The sequence below is a fragment of the Microcystis sp. M53598_WE2 genome, from assembly GCF_030067735.1.
GTDB lineage: Bacteria > Cyanobacteriota > Cyanobacteriia > Cyanobacteriales > Microcystaceae > Microcystis > Microcystis aeruginosa.
In genome coordinates this window covers 1-1,519 of sequence record NZ_JASJFE010001062.1, presented here as the reverse complement: position 1 = coordinate 1,519, position 1,519 = coordinate 1, and the positions used below count along the sequence as shown (strand labels likewise).

The window sequence follows — 1,519 nt, the reverse complement described above, 5'->3', positions numbered from 1 at the left end:
GGGTTTAATGGTGTTTTTGAAATAGTCAGCGATTATCAAACCGATACCTATAGAACAGTTTATGCTCTTAAACTAAGCAATGCTATTTTTATTCTCCATGCCTTTAAGAAAAAATCAAAATCAGGGATTAAAACACCAAAACAAAATATTGATCTAATCAAATAACGCCTGAAAAAAGCACAGGAGATTGCCAAAGAGCAACAATAAATACCAAAAAGGGGATAAATGATTATGACAGAATATACTATTAGTTCAGGAAACATTTTTGAAGACTTAGGCTTTGCTAATGCTGAAGAAAAACTCGCTAAAGTCAAGCTGGCTTCAGTGATTTATGATCTGATTACTGAAAAAGGATTAAGCCAGCAGGAGGTCAGTCAAATTTTGGGAATTGACGAGGCTAAAATTTCTAACTTAAAAAATGGCAGATTGCAAAAATTTTCTCTTGAGCAGATGTTTAGCTTTCTAGTAGCATTAGGTCAGAATATAGAAATCTTAGTCACTCCCCAAGCCGTAGCAAACTCTAGTGTAAGTATCCAGGTCATGTATCGAAATAAATCCTAATCTAAGTGCGATCGCCGATCTCGTTAAGGTGTGTTAATATTAATGTAACGCACCAGCCAACTTTAAATAAAGGACTAAGCGCAATGTCATCGATCATTACCGAAGAAAAAACCAAAGAAATCCTAACCGAAATCCTCATTGAAATGATGCAAAACAAACGGGAACTATTTTATGAAATTGTTATCGAAGCCCTAGAAGATATTGGTTTAGCTAATGCTATTACGGAAGGATTAAATGGTGAATTTGTTCCAGAAGAAGAAGTTTTTGCTATTCTCAATGGAGAAGCTGAATGAAAATTCAATTTGTAGCCAAATTCTCCAAAGACTTAAGAAAAATTAAAGATCAAAAACTATTATCTGAGATCAAAACTGTTGTCAATGAATGCAAATTAGCTCAAACACTGGATGATGTAAAAAACCTCAAAAAGATTAAAGGTTATCAGGGTTTTTATCGTATCAAAATAGGAGATTATCGCATTGGTGTTGCAATTATTAACGATGAACTGATCTTTAGTCGATTCTTACACAGAAGAGAAATTTATAGATTTTTTCCGTAAAACTAAGCAGTGCCAACACACTGAAGAACTGATCTAAAAATATAGAGATTTGCCAATGGATTTAGCCGACGCATCTTTGGTTATTTTAGCAGAAGAATTAGGTTCAGGTCAAATTCTTTCCGTTGATTATCGAGATTTTAATACCTATCGTTGGAAAAATACGGAGCCATTTCAAATAAAACTGGCTGAAATAAGTTATCAAGAATGGTTAAAAAATCAAGGAGAATAACAAAATGAGCGACTTTGAAAAAAGTAATAGTAATATTTTCGCTGATCTTGGCGATCCAGAAGCCGAACAAACTTTAGTCCGCGCTCAAATTCTATCTGGGATTATTGATATTGTCAATGAACGGAACCTCACGGAAACTGAAACAGCAGAAATTTTAGGAATATCAACACTAG

At 34.0% G+C, this 1,519-nt stretch carries 5 protein-coding genes and 1 pseudogene; all 6 read left to right on the top strand.

Going from position 1 to position 1,519, the window contains the following annotated elements; translation table 11 throughout:
• Positions 1–165, top strand: a 165-nt coding sequence (locus tag PX636_RS21700; RefSeq protein WP_288118834.1) for a type II toxin-antitoxin system RelE/ParE family toxin, incomplete at its 5' end; no start/stop codon positions are given.
• 66 nt (positions 166–231) lie between these two features.
• Positions 232–561 (top strand): helix-turn-helix domain-containing protein, encoded by a 330-nt coding sequence (locus tag PX636_RS21695; protein ID WP_002763909.1) that lies wholly within the window; start codon positions 232–234, stop codon positions 559–561.
• Between the two features lie 83 nt (positions 562–644).
• On the top strand, positions 645–854 hold the full coding sequence (locus tag PX636_RS21690; protein ID WP_002771197.1) for a hypothetical protein: 210 nt from the start codon (positions 645–647) through the stop codon (positions 852–854).
• Positions 851–1,117, top strand: a complete 267-nt coding sequence (locus tag PX636_RS21685) for a type II toxin-antitoxin system RelE family toxin (RefSeq protein ID WP_012267863.1) — start codon at positions 851–853, stop codon at positions 1,115–1,117. Before PX636_RS21690 ends, PX636_RS21685 begins: the two co-directional genes overlap by 4 nt.
• Before the next feature lie 37 nt (positions 1,118–1,154).
• Positions 1,155–1,346: pseudogene (locus tag PX636_RS21680) on the top strand (PIN domain-containing protein); the annotation flags it as partial.
• Between the two features lie 4 nt (positions 1,347–1,350).
• Positions 1,351–1,519, top strand: a 169-nt coding sequence (locus PX636_RS21675; RefSeq protein WP_288118831.1) for an XRE family transcriptional regulator, incomplete at its 3' end; no start/stop codon positions are given.